Genomic DNA, 21,123 nt, shown 5'->3' with positions numbered 1-21,123 from the left:
ATTTATTAACTATTTTCTGATTAAATTTTGTTTTAAATTGGAATACTAGAATAAAAAACAGATTTAATAATATTAAAAAAGTCAACTTATACAAATATACAAAACATTTTAAATATATGATAAAATTTTATTTATCATAGTCAGAATTTATATAAAAATTGAATTTTAAATCTAGAGTGTTGTTGATGATATTTTAAAGTCTTATTGAGTTAAAATTTATATAAAAATTGAATTTAAAATAAATTAAAAATAAAATTTAATAGAAATTTTAAGAAAAATAAAAAAAGGATATATTTAATTAAAATATATCAAAAAAAATATTTTTATCTTTTTACAACTAATTTTGATGTATAGGTCTTTGAACCATAAGTGTTATCACCTAAAAATTTAGTTACAATTTTATAGGTACCTGCTTTATTAATTTTAACTTTTAAAGTAACAATACCTTTAGAGTTAACTTTCAAATTATAAGTCCTACCTTTAATAGTAACTTTAACTTTTCTACCTACTGGATTTTGAATATAAGTCCCCTTTATAGCATTTTGACCCTTAACATAGAAATGTAAAGTTTTATATTTATTAATTTTAACTGATTTTTTATTATTACTATTTTCAGTTATCTTAACATCTTTTTTAATTACATGTATATTTCCTATAGCCATACTAGAATTATATTGGTCATCTCCTGAGAAATATATTAAAATTTTATGATTTTTAGCTGTATTAAGGTTGATTTGAAGCTTAGCAATTCCATTTGAATCAGTGGTTTTGTTATATACCACTCCACTTACAGTTAATTGTACTGTTTTATTAACTAAAGCATTACCTTCAGTATCTTTAAGAATAATACTAAAGTATCTTCCTCTTTCACCCTTATAAAAATCGACAGCTTTCTGAGTCATATTACTAAATACAATAACAGTATTTTTAATAGGAGCCTTCAAAGATATAATTGCAGAATTACTAGACGGATTATATGAATCATTACCTGCAAAATTTACAAATAAAACATAATCACCATAGACACCAGAAATTAATACACTACCATCCTCGTTAGTTAAGACACTATTTTCACCAGACCCATTAATAGAATAATGTAAACTAGCACCTGGTAAAACATTACCATCAATATCCTTTAAACCAATTATAACAATATGATTATCTTCATCAACATTAATGTCAATCATGGTATCCTTTTTAGTAATATTAAGATCTTTAAATACTAATCTTTCATAATCATTTGCGATAATGAGAGTATCATTACCTAACCTATTAGATAGGTAATTAAATGTTAGATTTCCATCAATGGAACTAATATTATCCAAAATAATATTCTCAGAAACATTATTATATAATTTAAACTTATACTCAGGTAAATTCTCAACTAATTTTTCACCAGTATTTAAAGTATTAAATGTAATATTAAATGGTGTTAGCTCCCCTACATAAACTGTATTAGGACCATTAATTTTAATAACTACCCAATTACTAATATTTGCAGCATTACCTCTTGAATAAATTAAATTAGTGAAACTAGGAGTATTATTTCCCCACCAATTATTAGATAAAGAATAAACATCTGTATAATAAACCGCTTTACCATATGAAGCATTGTTTCTCTCAAAGATAGAATAATCTACAGAAACATCACCATAAGACCAAATAGCGCCACCTTCTGAACTAGCAGTATTATTTACAAATATAGACTTAGTTACATTTACATCATTTTGAATACTAATAGCACCACCAGTATATCTTGCATAATTATCAATAAAAGTAGAATTACTAATATTAGCATAATTAGTGCTGACAGCACCACCAGAGGCATATCTATTACTTATATTAGCATAATTTTTAATGAAAGTGGAATTATCAATATTTAAACCTTTTTGGGAGTATATAGCTCCTCCACCAACATTAGCCCCATTACCAATGAAAGTAGAACCACTTACATTAACAGTACCATCTTCAGCACAAGCAATAGCACCACCTAAACTAGCTCGACCACCAATAAAATTACATGAAGTAAAGTTTCCACCTAAAGTAGAGTAAACAGATCCACCACGACCATATCTATAACTACCATTATTATTTGTAAAATTAGAATTAAATGCATAAACAGTATTAGCCTGTATAGCTCCAGCATTATTATTGGCTTTATTACTATCAAATACAGTGTTATTTATGTAAACAGCCCCATAGGATAAAATTGCCCCACCATAATATGCATTATTAGATGTGAAATTACAATCAATAATATTTAGAGAACCAGAGCCATTAGAATAAATAGCACCAGCAAAAGTATTAGCAGAACCATTTACAAAGGTTAAATTGATTAAAGTTAATAATCCATCACCAGTAAAAGTTAAAATTCCACCATTAAGATTAGTATTTTTTTCACCATTGAAGATAACATTTGCCTCATCATCCCAATTTCTAATAGTTAAGTTATTATTAGTAATAGTTTGATTAATATTGTTTACTCCAGTATATACACCAGATGCAATATGTATTACAGAATCATTATCTAAATAAATTGAATCTAGAGCATCTTTTAGATTGGTGTAAGGTTTATCGCTAGTTCCATCAGATTCACCAACATAAGATAAATTAACATAAAGATCTTTCATAGGAGATACAGTCAATAATGTAATATTAACTATAGGATTATCTTCCATAATGTCGTTTGCTAAATAAATAAATATAGTATCATTACCATAAACATTTGAAGCATATCCAAATGAACCACTACCCTTATTTAATAATATTTCACTAGTATTTACCACATTACTAGAAATAAGATTATTAAGTGTAACTAAATAATCAGGTAAATTATCAGAACAATCTGAACTATCATTTAATTTATTAAGGTTTATATTAAAAATATATGGTTTATTTACCTTAATTTTAGTATCATTAAGCTCATTAGAATTAATATCCATTACTACATAATTATTAGGAACCAAAGTCTCAGTATTTTGATAGTTATGAATCAATTTATTAAAATCAGGATTATTTGTTCCCCAGAAATTATTATTTGCCTTTACACCAACTTCATAATCTGGATATTCAGGAACATTTACAGAGGATATTACATCACCAATTTCTGCCCTGTTATTATCAAAGATTGAATAACTTACATCAAATGTTGCAGGATTGGTTTCATTTACCATTTCTGTCTCAGCAATAAAAATCACTCCACCTAAACCAGTAGAATTAGGCCAAATATCTAACTGAGTAGCAGTATTATTAACAAAAATTGATTTACTAATATTTAAAAAATTATTAGCCCTATTTGAAATTACACCACCATTAGCCCCTATAGCTTTATTATTAGTGAAATTACTATTAATTATTGTAAGATTACCTGAATAGGAATAAATAGCTCCACCTTGTGCAAGTACTAACTTATCAGCATTAGACACAGTTTCAACATTATTTAAATCAAAGATATTATTTTCTATATATACATTACCTTTATCATAATTACCAGTATCATAATATCCATAATTGTGTATTGCTCCACCATCATTTTTAGCAGCATTTGCAATGAAACTGTTATTAATAGAGCTTAGATTACCCTCATTAAATATCGCCCCTCCACAATTAGAAACTGAATTTTTATAAAAAACAGAATTTACAATAGTTGAATTTCCACCATTATATATGGATCCTGCATTATATCCTATATTATTAGAGAAGTTAGAATTGGAAACATATAAATTTCCTCCAGCACTACGTAAAACACCTGTACCTACTGAACTTTTACCAATAAGTAATGGGATATTCTGATTGAGATTACAATTTCTTACAGTCATATTAGCATTATTTCCAGAATTAAGAATAAAGCCAAAAAATCTAATAGAAGTTGCATTTAAATTAGCAAAATTATTAGAAACAGTTAAATTATTGAAAACTGCATTACCTCCAGAATTATAAATTAACAATCCATTAACAGTAACTATAGCAGTAGTATTTTGACGAACTATTAATCCATTATTTAAAAATTGAGTATTTCTAATAGTTAGGTTTCCCTTATAATTTTCAATCAGTCCACCTGCAATAGTTATCATTCTACTTGAATTTATAACAGAATCCTTAAAAATTGAATTTTCAATAGTTAAATTTCCAGTACTATAGATTGGAGTAAGCATATTAGGAGCTGAATTGATTCGATTTGTAAAATTACAATTTGTTAAAAATAAATTTCCATTATTATTAATAATCTTTGTAGACGAATAATTATTAATTAAATTTACATTTATTAAAATTAAAGTTCCATTTCCTTTAATATCAAATAATTTTGCTCCACCATTAGTATTTATAGTGTAATTATTACCATTTATTCGTACAGTTTTATTAATTATCAGACCATTCTTATAATTACTATCACTATCCGGATTGTATTTATAAGATTTATCTAAATTTATTACACTACTATTTGAGATTAAAGTATTTAAATCAGAAAATGATCCTTGATTAGTATCTTCATCTTTTAATATATCACTATTAGAATCAACTTGATTTATAGTATTATTAGAAGACAGATATAAATCATTAGAATCAAAATCAGTATTATAACTACTATTATCAGTAGCTGAAATACCAGATATGATTATAAATAAACTAAACAAAACCATAACAAAAATTGATGATTTTTTAATAGAGTTATTCATTTAATTTTTTACCTCCTTATTTAAAAATTAATAATTTTTTAAAAGTATTAAAATAGATATGATAACTAAAAAATAATAATACTTTTTTATAAAAAATTATTAATATAAATTTAATTTTAATGTATATAAATTTATTTAAAATAATAAATAAAGATAAAAATTATGTAAAAAGTAATAAAAAAAGTAATAATTAATTAAAACTTAAATAAAAATGAATTAATAAAGGGAAAAGAAATTTAAATAAAATAGGAGTAAGATAGAAAAATAAAAACTTAAAAATTAAGAAAAATTATAAAGATAATTATAAAAATTCTATATTAAAAAATTATTTCCGAATAAAAAATTAAAATTTGAAAAAGTCTAATTCAAAAAAATGAATCAAAGAGCAAAGGTAAATATTTTCCTTAAAATAAATATAAAGATAATTGCAATAAATATAAAATTTAAAAAAAAGAGTAAAATTAAAGATTAGTGTGCATTAGGAGTGTTTACTGAAATATCAGAAATAGTATCTGATACAGATGCCCTAATATCTTTAATTTTAGACATTAACTTATCTTTTCTACTTCCGTTAATTAAGATATTCTCAAGTACATCATCAATAGTTTCAATTGGGATAATTTCAACCATATCTTTGTATTTATCCTCAATCATAACATCCCCCATATTTGCCTTAGGGATAAGTACTTTCTTAATACCTGCTTCTGCCGCAGCTTCTATTTTACCGGTAGCTCCACCAATAGGCATTACATCACCACGAACACTTAAGGAACCAGTAAGTGCCACAGTTTGATCTATTGGAATACCTTCAACTGCAGAAATTACTGCTGCAGTCATTGACACACTAGCTGAATCTCCTTCAACCCCATCATACGCCTGAAGGAATTGAACATGAATATCATAATTTGAGATATCCTTCTGAGTGTATTTCTTAATAATAGCTGAGATGTTCTGTACAGATGCCTCTGCAATATCCCCAAGTTTTCCTGAAACAATGATTTTACCTTCATTCTTACTACTTGCAGGAGCCATTTCAGCAGCAATTGGCATAACGATTCCACTTCTATCACCGATAATAGCTAAACCATTAACCATACCAATTTTTCCACCTTCACTATTAAATACGCTGTAATCTTTTCTCATTTGAATGGACATGTCAGCCATTTGTTGTTCAAGTGTTCTTGAATATCTTTTTGCTTGAAGAACATGATCAGCTGTTACTAAATCGGCACCATCTTCTTTTGCAACATCTCCAGCAGATCTTACTAAACCACCTAAATCTCTTAGTTTAAGGGTTAAGGAATCTTTTTTACCTGCCCTACGTTTAGCCTCAAGAATAATTTCATCCATAGCTCCAGTACTGAATGGCGGAATTCTTCCATCATTCTTAACCTCCTGAGCTACAAATCTTACAAGTTTCTTACGGTTTTCTGGTGTATCATCCATATTGTCTTTCATATAGATTTCATAACCATAACCTCTAATTCTTGAACGCATTGCAATGTGCATTCCTTCAAGTACTTTAATGTTACCAGATGCTACAAGAACAAAGTCACATGGTACAGCTTGTGAACGAACCATCGCACCACTACTGTTTTCACTTTGACCAGTGATAGCGTAACGTTTTTCCTGCATTGCAGATAATAACTCTTGTTGAGTTTTCATACTCATGGTACCAATCTCATCAATGTATAAAACTCCTTTATTTGCCTTATGAATCATACCTGCTTCCACACGTTCATGTGCAGGAGTTCCAAGACCACCGGATTGATATGGATCGTGTCTTACATCCCCAAGAAGTGCACCTGCATGAGCACCAGTTGCATCCATAAATGGTGCAAATCTCCTATTACCATTATTTACAAGTAATTTAGGACCTGATGAATGAGACCTTGGTCTTATTTGAAGAGCTATTAGGAATATAAATGCAGCTGCAATAATAGCTTCAAGAAGCGCATGATAATAGAATCCTAATGCTAAAACAGCTGCTACTGCAAACATTGTAATTAATGATTTTTTCTCTTCATAGATTTTTGAGGAGGATTTATTGCTTTTAACAATTTTAATACCTTCTCCAGCAGGAACTGTCCTAATTAGTGGATTGTTCTGATCTTCTAGATTTGGATATACAAGTACATCTTGTAATACCTCTGGTGGTAAAAGCTCTGCCATACCTTTTGCAAGCATTGATTTACCTACACCAGGATCTCCAATTAGAAGAACATTTCTTCTTTGTTTAGCTGCTTTTTTAATTGTTTCGACAGCTTCCTCATGACCAATAACTTGGTCGATTAAAAGTGGTGGGATATCTACATCATTAGAACTGGTAATTGATTCATAATCAACCATTTGTCCCGCATAACTTTTCTTTTCTTCCTCTTCATTAGGAGACTCAACAGTAACAGTTGCCTCTTCTTTGTTTTGAGGTTCAAGAATTGTGTCTTGGTTTTCATTATTTATAGATGTGTTATCTGAATTAACGGTTTTATCTTGAACATTAGAAAGACTTTCATCATTGCCTTTATATTCATCATTTTTATCATCTTTATTAGATGAATTATTTTCTAATTCCATAATAAACCTCATATAATTATTAAGTTAAATAATTGATTAATATTGTATAAAATTAATTCTAAACTAGAATTTTATGGTGTTTTATAACTTCTAATTAATCAAAATAATTTCAATAGACATTTTAAGTAAATATTAAATTTAATATTTATTTATACATCAACTAAAATAATTTCAAAAAATTTTTTTAGTCTACCTATATAAACATACATTTTATAGTTTTGTAATTTCTATATAAAAAGATTATTGTTTTAATAAGTTTTTGTAATTAAAATTCTAGTTATTATATTCAAGATTTTGTACAATATAAAGTTTTCTTTCATTTCTATCATTAAAAATCATGTGAAATTAAATTTTTATATAATTTACATAAAAAGAAAGAAAAATAAGCTATTTTAATGATTAGATCCCACTTTAATCCATTAAATTAAAATAAAAATTTTAATAAAATATTTTTTAATATAGAAAAATCCAATATTGTAACTCAATATTATATATAATATATATTATATAAGGGAATCTATTAAAGACTCCAACATAACCAAAAAATTTAAAACATCAATAACATTGGTAGTATATTTAGAAAATCTTAGAGACAAAATCTATAGTAAATATATAGAACCCTTAAAAATTGAAATATAATAATATATAATAATTATAGAAATAAAATAAACTATATATAAATTGTATTAAATTCAAATTTAATTAAGTAGATAAAAATAATTACTTATTTTATATACAAAAAATAAATTAGCTAGATTTTATATTTTTAATATTTGTCAATTTAAGGTAATTCTTATGGTTAAAGCATTAATGATTCAAGGAACATCTTCAAATGCAGGTAAAAGTCTATTTGTCACTGCACTATGTAGAATATATATGAAAAGAGGATATAAAGTGGCTCCATTCAAATCACAGAATATGTCACTTAATTCTTATACAACATCCGAAAATGGTGAAATGGCTATAGCACAGTATTTACAGTCAATAGCTGCAAAAGTTGAACCAGAAGTAGATATGAACCCAATACTTTTAAAACCAAAAGGTAACTTTACATCACAGGTTATTATACAAGGTAAAGTTATTGGAGATATGAATTTCTATGATTACCAACATCAATTTAAAGAGGAAGCAATTAAAGCATACCATGAATCATACAAGAGACTTGCAAGCAAAAATGACATAATCTTTATTGAAGGTGCAGGTTCCCCTGCAGAGATTAATATGCGTAATGAAGATATTGCCAATATGGATGTTGCACATATGGCTGATGCAAATGTAATACTTGTTGCAGATATTGATCGTGGTGGTGTATTTGCATCTATTGCAGGTACATTTGCATTACTTGATGATAGGGATCTTTCACGTCTTAAGGCTGTAATTATTAATAAATTTAGTGGTAACTTAGATATTTTAAAACCCGGAATTGATAAAATTGAGAAAATCATAAATGCACCTGTTTTAGGAGTTGTTCCATATGATAAAAGTCTTAAATTACCTGAGGAAGATTCGCAATCCTTACAAGACCATGATTACTTTAAAGAAGAAGGTGAAAAAGATATTGTTATTGGAGTTATAAAGCTTCCAAAAATAGCTAACTTTACAGATATAGATCCTTTTGAGGTTGAAGAGGATACTAGTTTAAGAATGATATCTGTATATGACTCACCAGATGTACTTGATAATGTAGATGCAATCATTATTCCAGGTACACGTACATCTACAGAAGATGCAAAAGCGTTATATGATAATGGATTATATGACAAAATCATAGAACTTGCAGAAAAAATACCTGTAATTGGAATTTGTGGTGGCTATCAAATATTAGGTCAAGAATTAATCGATGAAAGTATGCAAGAATCACATCTTAAACATGTTAAAGGTTTGGGACTTTTAGATATTAAAACAGAATTTAAAAGCAAGAAAAAAGCAGCATGCCAAACAAAGGCCATTATACCTTCTAATGATAAATTATTAGGGCTTTCCAAAATTTTATTTAAAGATTTAGAAGGATGTGAAATTACAGGCTATGAACAACATGAGGGCACATCAGAGATTATAAACAATATTGAAACCCATCCATTATTTACAGTCAAAGAAGGTGTTGGAAACGAATTTGGTGGTAAATATGATGGTGCATGCTATAAAGGTTTAGTATGGGGAACTTATATCCACGGAATTTTCCATAACTACATTATAAGACGTAATTTCTTAAATTATATACGTTCTAAAAAAGGTCTTAAATTAGATACCAAAGGTATTGATCCATATGAAGATAGTCTAGATCAATCTATAGAACAACTTGCAAAACTTATAGAAGATAATGTTAATATGGACTATATTGATAAGCTAATATTTGGTGATGAGATTCAATAGTTTTATTTAATTATTAAAAATTAGAAATTTTTAAAAACTGATAAATTTAGAACAAAAATATTTATAAAAATCTTTGATTATATTTCTTAAAAATATCTTTTTTTATAATGATAACTAAATTTTTTTCCAAATAGGCGAAATATATGGAGATTAATTATAAGTATAACAATAAACCTTCATTATACATTTATTAAATTTTTAGTTTTTGGATTTTATTAATTAATGGATTTTAAAGTTTTTTTAGTTTTTTTATTTAAATTTATTAGATATTTAATGGAATTTAAAAGTATTTGATTATTAATATTGGTTTTAGTAAAATCTACCTCTTTATTATTTAATATTTTAATAATATCTTCTTTAATGTCTTTTTTTATATTATTAATCTCCATATAATTTAGTATTATGTTAGCTAATTCATTTACTTCTCTTTGGATTTTATGTAGTTTATTATCTTCAATATTTTCACTTATGAGATTACTTAATATAATTAATCTAGATTTTTCTATATTATTTCCCAAACATTTTTCTTTAATTAAACTAATTAATTTATTATTTAATTTTTGATATAATCCCATATTAATTATTGATTCTTTTCCTATTGAATATGGCATTATTATAAAGCTAAAAATTCCGCAAGTAATAAGAGCTACAGAAGTCCAGATAAGTTTTAATGGAAGTGCTAATTTAAGTGGAATATACATCAACGAAATTATTATAGAAAGTATTGATGTAAATGTAGATCTATAAAATCTGTTATCACTATTTAAAATTATTAAGTAGATTGTTATTATGATTATAATACCAAATACCAAATTTGAAGGTTTATATTTCATTAAATCAAAGATTATTATTGAACTTAAAAAAATTATTATCCCTAAAATTGTAGCTTTTATACGTGTCTTATATCTATTAAACAAATCATTTGTATATGGAAGGATTGCAGTGATAGATGTAAAATATAACCATTTAATATATGGAAGATTAAATAAGAATCCTATAGTTTGCCATAAACTCATTATTAATCCCATTTTAAGAGCAAAACTAAATTTTATGGAGTGTTTTGAAAACTCTAATCTTATAACTTGTTTATATATTTTTAGTGTATTATTTTTTCCTATTTGTTTATCTTCAAGCTTTTTCTTTTCAGGTTTTAAACTATTTTCTATAATTTTAATATTTAATAAAATCAAATACATTTCTTTAGTCTTAGTTTCTGGATAGTTAATCTTCTCTTTTTTAGTCAATTTATCTAAACTATCTTTTATATAATTCAAATCTTTTTTACTTAATTCAGTGTTTACAATTAATATATTTATGTACTCTAATGATTTAGCTATATTTAAAAAATTTTCCTGGTTTTTTCTTAAGATAAAATTATAATCTAAACTGTTGTATATATTCAAATAGAAATCATTGTTTATCTTAATATCATTTTTATTTATTTTCTTATTTTTAAGTTTTAAATCAATAATCTCATTAATTTCACATATTAAACTATTAATTGTTGTTTCTATTGTTTTGTATTGTTTCTTTCTATTTACAATTAGATTAAGTCCAACTATAAAAATAGCACCTATTAAAAGCAGAAATAACCTCATAGGCAATTCATTTATAGGTATTTGTCTTGAAAACATTAGAAAGTATGCAGTTAAATATCCAATATAGGAATTATTATTAAATATATGGAATGATGTAAAACTTATTCCAAATACCAATATGAAATTAATTATTATTGTAATCATCGTAGTTTGACTAGATGTATAAAATGCAATAATCCCAAGTAATTCTAAGGTAAATAGAATTTTAATAAAAGAAAGCCCCGGTTTAAGACTTAAATTGGATTTAATAGTGAATATAGATACAAATAATATCACAAAAGATATCGGAAGATTTTTAACCCCAAATATTAGACCAAAACTTCCTAAAAATCCAGTTAATATTATTATTAATCTTATTTTCTTTTTAAATTCTTCTTTCATCATTTTATCTTTTTATCAAAAATAGTAGTCTTTTATCTAATTTAGATTTTAACAGGTTTGTATTTGAATCAATACACAGGCACAAATCCCATTAAAGTAGATAAAAACAAGTGAAATTATACTAAAATCAACCATTAAATGTGGTTAGTTGCAGATGCTAATCCAATATATCCCAATACTATTTAAATCATCCATTAATAAACTTTTCATTTGTCGTTCTATTTCCCAATTTCTATTATTAACCTAATAAGTTATATATCTTTCATATATTTTTATTATTGAGATATAAAGTCATTTCATAAAATTATTAAATTTTATTATAAATTATATTAAAAAATATAAATATATTGTAATTTGTATAATAATAAATTATTTAATTAATAAATATTATTTAAATAATTAAATCTAATCTATTTGTCTATTTTTATCTTTAAAAGTTTTTAAATTTTTATATTATACTTTAGAGTACTTTATTATTATTTAAATAATTTTATTAGATTTACATTATTCTAAAAAGATTAATATGAAAAGAAGATACTTTAATCATCAATAAATGATATTACAGTTTAAAAACTACCGAATTGGAATTAACAAAAACAAAATTCTTTCTTTCATTTTTTTTTCCAAAAGATTTTATACAAAACAAAAATTCGACAACAAAATAAGCCAATATTAGACATATTAACAATAGAAGATATAAAAAAAGCTAAAAGACTATTCAAAAGATGAAAAAAGAATTATTAAATAAAACTCGTCTACTGGAAATATTACAAGCCAACACATGAAAAAAAAGAAGATTACTTCAAAATACTTAAAAATTCATTAGAATGAGAAAAATATACAAATTTACACCAAAATCAGTAGAAAAAACAATATTTTTTTATGTATTATCAAGAACCCTGCTCATACAACAATGGAATATATCAAAAAGGCCTACAAAAGTTTTCCCAAATGTAAAAATTCCATATTCTAAACTATTATATATTTAAAAAAAAAGAAAAAGAAAATTTAATTGTATTGTTATAAAAAAAATAATATATAAAATAATATTGACTATTTTTTACGTTTAAAATTAAATTTTAAACCGAATAAACAAATTATTGATAAAATCAATACAATTAAAGGATTTCCTGTTTTCGGTAAAAAGGTTAAATTTGAATTCTGACCAATTTGTGAAATGTTTTTAGAATAATTGCTAATATGTGATATGTTTTTAGAATGATTTCCATCAGGATATACTTTGTCCTTAACGGTGATATTAGTACTTGCAATATTATTACCAGTATCATTATCTGTAGTACTGGAACTAACAACAACTATATTATTAATAATTCCAGATTTCTCTGCAATACATGTAATGTTTAAAGTTACAGTATCATTAGAACTTAGATTACCAATATACCAATAACCAGTATTAGAATCGTATACACCTTTAGTTGATGTGAAATTAATAAATTTAAGTTTATTAGATAAATTATCAATTGCACGTACATTTATTGCAGTGTTAGGACCATGGTTAATAACAATAATCCTATAAACCACTTTATCCCCAATATTAATGACTTTTACATTAGAGGATTTTTTAACCTCTAAATCCGCAACAGGAAGATAACTTACATTATCCCTATTATTGGAAATATTCCTATCAAATTCATTACCACTTACATTGACAAAGTTTATGACAGTTTCGCTTGAAGTCATATTGAAAACAATAATAATATTTTCAGTCTCTCCAGATTCCAAGTCACCAATATTCCAGATACCTGTATCATCATCATAATAACCTTTGGTAACATTAGATGATATGTAGATAAGATTTTTAGATAATACCATATCAGCCACATTAACGCCAGTAGCATTAATAGGTCCATCATTCTTAACAGTTATCTGGTAAATAATTGTACTGTTAAATGAATCAATAATAGTTTTATTAACAATTAAATCGACAGATTCTGGAATTTCAACTGTCACATTATCCTTATTGTTAGATAAATTCCAATCAAACTCGTTAGAAGTAACATTAACAAAATTAGTAACATTACCAGTACAATTAACTTTAACAACAATGGTTAAAGCAAGACTATTACCTGAGGATAGATTATCAACAAACCATAAGCCAGTAACCGGATCATAGATACCATCACTAGCATTAGATGAAACAAATACAAAACCCTTAGGTAAAATATCGGTTACATTAACACCAGTAGCAAGATCAGGACCATTATTAGATACAACTATATCATAACTAATATAATCCCCATAATTTACAATACTTACATTAGCAAACTTAACAACAGACAAGTCTACAGCATTAGGAACCTCTATTGTTGCATTATTAACATTGTTTGTCAAATTGGTTTCGTTTTCATCTGCAGAAACATTAACAACATTTGTTATGTTTCCAGTTCCATTAATTTTAGCAGTAATAATGAAATTTAAAGATTGACCTGGATTTAATGAATTGACTTGCCATTTAATAATGTTTCCATCAATAGAATAATCTGTATTAATTGACCTAAATATTAAGTCCTTAGGAAGATTATCTATAACAATAACGTTATGTGCAATATAAGGACCATTATTCTTTATTGTAACATTATATATAACATCCCCACCATAAGGTCCTTGTGAAATAACAGTTTTATTAATAGCTAAATCAACAAAGATTACAGAGATTGTAACATTATCTGAGTCCATATAAGTCCTATTCACATCATTATTAGCTGAAGTATAGGTTAGATTAGCAATGTTTGTAATGTTTTTACCTAATATATCACTCATGTTTTGATTTACATCACATGAAACAATAACCTGAATGGTCTGATTCTTTTCTAAATAAGGACCAGTGATTATAAGTTCTTTTTTAGACGTATCATAGTTTACAGACCAGGAATCATTGTTTACATGAGCAGATTTATAGACCAAATCATCAGGTAGAACATCATCTATTTTAATATTAAACCCTGGGGAATTTCCATTATTCTTAATAATAATTGAATATTCCACAGTTTCATTAACATCATAGTTAGTATCATCATTATGGTTAAATATTGTTTTATTAATACTCATATTTGGCTCTACAATACATACACTAGCACTGCTGTTACCTATTAAATCACCATCTAAAGTAAGATTTGCAGTATTAACTTTAACCATACTCTCCATGTTACTATTATTCAATACAAGTGCATTGACTTTAATTAACAGACCATTACCGTAAATGTTTGAATTAAATGGATCTATAACTATATTAATAAACCTACCATCATTTACGTTAACAGTTACCCCATCAATACTTGAAGAATTTATGAATTTAAATCCTTCAGGAAGAACATCATTAATAACCATATTTGTATAGTTACCAATAGGTAAAGTAATGTTTAAACCATAGGTGATAATTTCACCGATAGTAACATTATTTATGCCATTATCAATTGAGGAGTTAATAACTGTTTTATTAATTGAAGGTTTTGCTAGATTAAAACTAGCACTACTATTTGCAAAGTAAGCCCTTGCTTCCTGGTTTTCAACAGGTACGGAATAGGCAGTTACATTAATATTATTAATGTATGGAGTATTGTTAATTAATGTTGAATCTTTAAGTGTAAATTCATAAGTGATGTCTACAGATTCACCAACATCTAATTGATTAATAAGAACATTAACCACACCATCATTCCAAATCACAGAATTACTAATCTCCCGATTATTGATTTTAATAACAATAGCACTTCTATTGTTGTTCTCAATGAATCTATTTAACAACTCGGTTAAATTATCAACCACCGTAACATTGAACAATGGAGAATATCCGTTATTTTTAACCACACTAATAATCTTAATGCTGTCATTACCTTGAACGTTATCAGTTTTATTGAAATTCTTACTGATTGTAATATTAGGTTCAACCACTTTAACAGTGCAATTTGCATTTGCAGTTAAATTATTCCAGATAAGTTCAGCTTTATTTATTTTAGATTGATTTGCACTATTTGAACTTACATTTAATAATGTAGCATTTAGGTAAACTCTAAACCTTGAATTATAATAATCTATTAAATCTTTAGTAGTTGTACTAGGATTTGTAAATTTGATTATTACACTATTGTTCTCTACAATAATCTCATAATCATCACTATTAAGTAAAACATCACCAGTTTCACCCTTATAGATAACTACAGAACCATTAACATATCTAAGACCATCTGGAAGAGTATCATTTATAATGATAGTATTGTATTCCCCAACTGCTAAGTTGGCACCAATACAATAGGTTATGTTTTCACCAATTGTAATATTATCCTTACCATTAGAAATTGTGGAATTAATTACTGTTTTATTAATAGTTGGATTCTTAGTATAGATTGTATCATTAGCAGAGTTAGAATAAATCCTATATTCCTCACCACTAGGTACAGAAGTACCGCTTACATCAACAATGTTTAAATAAGAATTACCTATTAGAACATCATCCTTTACTTTGAAATAGAATCTGACTACAACATTCTGATTTTGATCTAATTGTTTAACTTTAATTGTAGTCAATCCAGCATTATAATCAATAGAAACATCAACATTATCCAAATCTCCAACAAGAACATCATAACCAATAGAACCTTGTGAAGCAATGTCGGAAGTTAATTTAGTTATATTGTCTATTGCAGTAACATTAAATAATGGAGTATTACCATTATTTCCAATAGTGATATTGAAACTAACATTGTCATTACCTTCAATATTAGTGTCATTAAATTTCTTATTAACTTTCAATATCGGTTCTACAATAGTAACTGGACCAGATTTAGCTAAGGCTGAACCATTATTATTCCAATTTAAACTTGCATTATTAATTTTAGATACACCCATAGTATTAGAAGAACTATTTAATACTAAAACGGTCATGTTAATTGTGAAATTACCATGATTATTACGAATAACCTCTTGAGCAAGTGCATTATCAAAATTTAAAGTTATATACCTTTTTAAATTATTTTCATCATAATTAACAGAAATATTACCATAATCAGTTATTGGAGTACCATTAGCAAAAATAGCACTTCCATCAACATACTCAAATCCATCAGGAAGATTGTCCACTATTACAATAGAATTATAGGTACCCTTGGATAAATGAATGTTAATGCTATATAAAACATTTTCACCAATAGCAGCTTCATCATACTTATTATAGGAAGTACCGTTGATTAATGAATCCATTAATATTTTTTCAATAGTAGGATCAATTAAACTAATAGTTGCATTAGAATAAAAGCTTGAACCCTTATCAGATGAATAAATCCTGGTTTCATTAGTATCATTATTTGGCATAGAATAATAAGTCAAGTTAGCAAAATTGACATATTTAGTATCATTAATGATTACATCATCTTTAATATTAAATTTAAAGCTTATATTAACCTTCTGACCTATCTCTAAATTACCAAGATTAAATACAGCAATATTTCCATTCCAAGTCATATTCTCGGTTACTGGAATGCCATTTAAGTAAAATTCAATGTTATCCTTTGAGTTATCCTTAATAAACCTATTTATTAACTCATCTAAATCGTCGACTAGAGTTGTATTATAGGATATGGAGGTACCATTATTGACTACAGTAATGATACATTCTACTGCATCCCCACCTTCAACCTCAGTAATATTGAAAGATTTATTAATTAAATCTTTTGGCTGATAAACATTAACTTTATCAGATTTAGAAATGTTAACAGTTTTATTATTAACACGATATGACAAGACTGCAGTGTTAACAATAGTTTTATTCACGTTATTTAAAGGAACTGATGACTCGCTATCAAATGGAGTGAAATATAATTGGATAGTTATATTATTACCACCAGAGGTAGGAATTATCCTATGAATATCAACAATAATATTGGATTGAACACCTGTATAACTACCATTAATAAACATATCATAGTCCATACCATTATCATTGACAATATTATAACCCAAATATTTTAATCCATAGACAGTATCATTAATTGTTAAATTCTTAGCAATTAAATCAGGTAGACTAATTGTTAAATTAAAGGTACAGTTTTCCCCAATTGTTACTCCATTATTACCTGTAATATTAGATCCAACATAAACCTTGGAGAAGTTTAAATCCTTTGCTTTAACTGATGCATTAGATGAATATTTGAACTGATTACCGGAATTAATAAAGTTTGTAGCATTATCCCTTGCATAAAATGAAGTGATATTTGCAGTATTATTAATATCCTGTCCTAAATTTGGATTCTCATTAAATTTAACATAATATTTTATGGTAAAATTATTAGATTCACCATATAAACTAGTATAACCTAATTTAGATAATTTAAAACCATCACCAAATAAATCATCAGCGTTTATATCCAACTCAGTTCCATTACCGCAATATGCAGTAATATTAACAACATTACCGTTTCTAATTAAATCCTTGTACAAATCAATGAAATCATCTTTCACGGTTATATTATAAGCTGTAGAATGTCCGATGTTCCTTACAGTGATGTTATAACATAAGACAGTGTTATTTTCAACAGTTATATTATCAACAGTTTTATTAATAACTAAATCAGGTTCATTGGTTATTAGGTTAGTAAATACCTCATTTGAATAAACCATATTTAAAGTGTTATCATAGGATAATTGGGCAAAGTTTACTAAATTAAGTAAATCAGCCATTGGTTCATCGGTTGCTGTAACTGTAATTAAGATTCTTGCTATATTCTTTGAAGATACAGGATTGTAAATAGTACCTGGAGCACGTGCTGTAAAAGTATTTTCAACAGTATTGATTGAAACTATTGGATAAGCAAGTGAACCGTTGACATACCTGCAGAAATAACTATCATTAGTAAAAGTCCAATGATTAGCAGCAGGAATAGTTCCAATATCAACCATAGTAGTATTGAAATTTTCTAGATTAAATAAAGGCATTGGGAAATAATCAACAACAGTCAAATTATCTACATTACCAAAAGGAACATCCAAGGTTAATACAAATGTTACATTTTGACCTGGACGAACATTAATAGTATTATTGTTATCTATAACAACACCATCAACTGCATAAATACCTTTAGAAAATTCCATAGGAATAATTCTAACCTCTTTATAACTTGAATCATTAATGGTTATATTAGTATCCAAGAGAGTACCATTTACCAATACGGAATTTCTCATATAATCATTAGCAACTACAGTTCCATTATTAGAATAACGGTTATTAACCTTAAATGTCATTGAAATAGAACCGTCTAAAGGAGTTCCATTGGAACTTTCATTGTAATAACCACCAGCACATCCTGAGATAAGATTATTATCCTTTAAAAATTTTGAAATATGAATAATAATGATATCATGGGTCTCATTACGTGGAATAAAGTCATAATAAGAACTATTTAAACGATAAGTTTGGTTTCCCACCATAAATCTGATACTGCTAAGATCAATGACTTGAGCATTACCCCATTCAAATCCAACAGTATCATAGATATCAAAATCATTTAATGCAAAATAATCTGAAACTTGGAAGTTAACAGTATAGGTAATGTTTTCATTAGGTTTTACCACATATGAATTTGAAAGTTTCTGAATAGCGATAATCTTCAAAACGACATTATCATAATCAGACTGATTAAAGGTATTATTACCATAAACATAGGTTATGTTAACATTGTTAGTTACCAATAGGGAAGTTCTATCTTTAGTAAGAATCTCTTTTAAATCTCCAGTAGAGTTATCATATTTTGGAGCATAGACCCAATAAGACAATAGCAAATCCCTATATTTTGCACCGGTTAAATTAGATAATTTTACAACAATCCTACCGCCAGTAGTCATACCATCAGGAATTACCTCAATAGTATATAAACTAGGATCCATCAAAGTCCCATTATTATAATATAAAATAATAGGATACCTACTGTTATTAATAAACATTAACTCGGATGGAATGCTATCATCAATAGTTAGATTCTCAATCGTAACATTATCTGCAACGTCAATAGAAACATAATATTTAAATGGAAAATTAGGACCTGTAACAGTCTCGTCCTCATATAATGAAGAATCCTTATACAATTTAACAATTGAAGGTTTAACATCAGCACTGACAGTATTACCTATAATCTGCGGATCCACATCAGGATTATCCAATGGATCATTACCATAGATAAATTCTGGAGTAGCATAAATCTTTAATGTATCAAATGCATTAGTTCCATTTAATGAAGCGGTGAAATTCAATAGTATTGGAGGCTGATTATTAGTATAACTACCAAAAGGTAATTTAAATACATAAAATGTTGAATTCTCAGGACCAACAACATCCAAACGTGAATAAGGATCTTTTAAAGTATAATTATTCTTGGATGAGAATACGCCTACTTTAACAGTTTCTAAAGGAAAATTCAAATATTTTGCACTTAAAATCTCACTACAACCCTGCGGTAATATCATTTGAATAACAGGTTGAAATCCGGTTTTAGAACCGGTATTATTAAATAAAAGTGCAAAATTTAAAGTTTCATTAACAAAAGGATAATAACAACCATTGATTGTATTAATAAAAGTTAATGAAGGATTAGCACTAAAATTTCTACTTAATGTTTCATTTTCACCAGCAGAACCTACAAAAGAAGAGTTAACATTTGAATCCTTTGAAGAGTCATCAGACAAATAATTAGAGTGATTGCTAGAATTACTTGTTGAATTAACTAAATTAGCATCATGACTGGTAACACTAGTTTCACAATTTATGCCAATTGAATCTCCGTTAGATAAAGATGAAGAATCGTTTGTAAGCTCTGCTCCATACACATTTCCACAAAATATGAAAATCAGAACAAATATCATAAAGAATATAAATATCTTCTTTGAACTTTTCATATTTATCACTAAAATATAATATAATATAATATAAGTAAATAACTTATTTTATTAAAATTATTTAAAAAATAAATAAAATTATAAAAAAATCATACTTAATTTATATCAACAAATTAAAAATTTATAAATTTTTAACAATCTACTAAAAAATATAATTTCATTAAAAATCACCATGTTGAAACTAATCAAATTTAATATAAAAAATTTTTAAAATCTAAAAAATAATGGATTTGAAAAATTAAAGTTTAATTAAACCATGTTTTCAACAGAAAAATCAAGGAAATATACCAAAACCATATAAAATATCATTAAAGACATTAATATATTTTTATAATTTAAGTATTAGCTCAATTATAGAACCAAATTCTGATAAACCCCCCAATATATAAAGAAAAAATAATTTTTAGTATAGAATATTATGATTTTTATATAATATAAATATACTTATGATTACGAACAAAACATAAAATATACAGAAATATTAAAAAAAAGTATCAGATTATTCAAAAATTAGAAATTAAATTAAAAATTTTAAAAAAAATGAATCTATTAAAATCCAACTGATAAAATATCTACCATTTTTAATTTAGAGAGTTAATATTTCGAAAACTAATAACAAT

At 26.2% G+C, this 21,123-nt stretch carries 5 protein-coding genes; 1 reads left to right on the top strand and 4 read right to left on the bottom strand.

The genetic code is table 11. The annotated features are described in order from the left end of the window. Positions 1 to 323: 323 nt before the first annotated feature. The gene (locus ABM4_RS02970; RefSeq protein ID WP_016358195.1) at positions 324 to 4,676 is read right to left on the bottom strand and encodes an Ig-like domain-containing protein; all 4,353 of its coding nucleotides are present in this window, start codon (positions 4,674 to 4,676) and stop codon (positions 324 to 326) included. 468 nt (positions 4,677 to 5,144) lie between these two features. Beyond that, the gene (lonB, locus tag ABM4_RS02965; protein ID WP_232216540.1) at positions 5,145 to 7,025 is read right to left on the bottom strand and encodes an ATP-dependent protease LonB; all 1,881 of its coding nucleotides are present in this window, start codon (positions 7,023 to 7,025) and stop codon (positions 5,145 to 5,147) included. A gap of 1,020 nt (positions 7,026 to 8,045) precedes the next feature. Here lonB and cobQ point away from each other — a divergent pair. Further along, complete coding sequence (gene cobQ, locus ABM4_RS02960; RefSeq protein ID WP_016358193.1) at positions 8,046 to 9,623, top strand: cobyric acid synthase CobQ; 1,578 nt, start codon at positions 8,046 to 8,048, stop codon at positions 9,621 to 9,623. 215 nt (positions 9,624 to 9,838) lie between these two features. Here the strand turns inward: cobQ and ABM4_RS02955 are convergent, their stop codons facing one another. After that, entirely contained in the window at positions 9,839 to 11,605 is a 1,767-nt protein-coding gene (locus ABM4_RS02955) for an FUSC family protein (protein WP_016358192.1), read from the bottom strand. A 1,050-nt stretch (positions 11,606 to 12,655) separates the two neighbouring features. After that, on the bottom strand, positions 12,656 to 20,503 hold the full coding sequence (locus tag ABM4_RS02950) for an isopeptide-forming domain-containing fimbrial protein (protein ID WP_016358191.1): 7,848 nt from the start codon (positions 20,501 to 20,503) through the stop codon (positions 12,656 to 12,658). Between the last annotated feature and the right edge of the window lie 620 nt (positions 20,504 to 21,123).

The organism is Methanobrevibacter sp. AbM4, assembly GCF_000404165.1.
Taxonomy (GTDB): Archaea; Methanobacteriota; Methanobacteria; order Methanobacteriales; family Methanobacteriaceae; genus Methanarmilla; species Methanarmilla boviskoreani.
The sequence above is the reverse complement of the archived record's forward strand: the minus strand, read 5'-3'. Positions and strand labels throughout refer to the sequence as shown.

Bases quoted from the DNA above. Each gene is read 5' to 3' on its own strand.
- ABM4_RS02970 (WP_016358195.1), bottom strand. From the start codon at position 4,676: ATGAATAACTCTATTAAAAAATCATCAATTTTTGTTATGGTTTTGTTT.
- lonB (WP_232216540.1), bottom strand. From the start codon at position 7,025: ATGGTTGATTATGAATCAATTACCAGTTCTAATGATGTAGATATCCCA.
- cobQ (WP_016358193.1), top strand. From the start codon at position 8,046: ATGGTTAAAGCATTAATGATTCAAGGAACATCTTCAAATGCAGGTAAA.
- ABM4_RS02955 (WP_016358192.1), bottom strand. From the start codon at position 11,605: ATGATGAAAGAAGAATTTAAAAAGAAAATAAGATTAATAATAATATTA.
- ABM4_RS02950 (WP_016358191.1), bottom strand. From the start codon at position 20,503: ATGAAAAGTTCAAAGAAGATATTTATATTCTTTATGATATTTGTTCTG.